Source organism: Leptotrichia sp. oral taxon 879 str. F0557 (genome assembly GCF_000469385.1).
GTDB classification, from domain to species: domain Bacteria; phylum Fusobacteriota; class Fusobacteriia; order Fusobacteriales; family Leptotrichiaceae; genus Leptotrichia; species Leptotrichia mesophila.
The window spans coordinates 4,380-4,857 of record NZ_KI271298.1 but is presented as its reverse complement, the minus strand read 5'-3'; the positions used below and the strand labels follow the sequence as shown (position 1 = coordinate 4,857).

Genomic DNA, 478 nt, shown 5'->3' with positions numbered 1-478 from the left:
TTTTAAAGAGTATTTGTCAAGTTTTCCCTTTTTTCATTCATTAATCGGTAAAATAATTATACCATAAGAATAAAATTTATCAGTATTGTTTCAATTAAATTGATAAAATATCAATTTTATGGTAAAATTTATTGATTTTAAAGGAGAATTACTATGGAAAATGTAGGAAAAAGATTAAAGAGTTTGAGAGAAAAGTACAAATTTTCTTTGGAAGAAGTGGCTAAAAAGATAAAATCATCTGCTGGAGCTATTTCAAGATATGAAAATAATGAAAGAAAAATAAACAGCGAAAGTTTGATTAAACTATCAAATTTATACAACGTTTCGCCTGAATACATATTATACGGTATAAATAAAGATTCCAACAATTTAGAATCATCTATTATATCGTTCTTTAACAATGAAAATATAGATTTTAAAGAAAAAGAGGAGTTGTTCAATAAGATTCAAAATGCCTTTTTTAAAGAAAAGTTTAAAT

General features: G+C 23.2%; 1 protein-coding gene. It reads left to right on the top strand.

Going from position 1 to position 478, the window contains the following annotated elements; all coding sequences use genetic code 11:
* Positions 1–153: 153 nt before the first annotated feature.
* A partial coding sequence (locus tag HMPREF1552_RS03010; protein WP_021743597.1) for a helix-turn-helix domain-containing protein occupies positions 154–478 on the top strand: 325 nt, incomplete at its 3' end.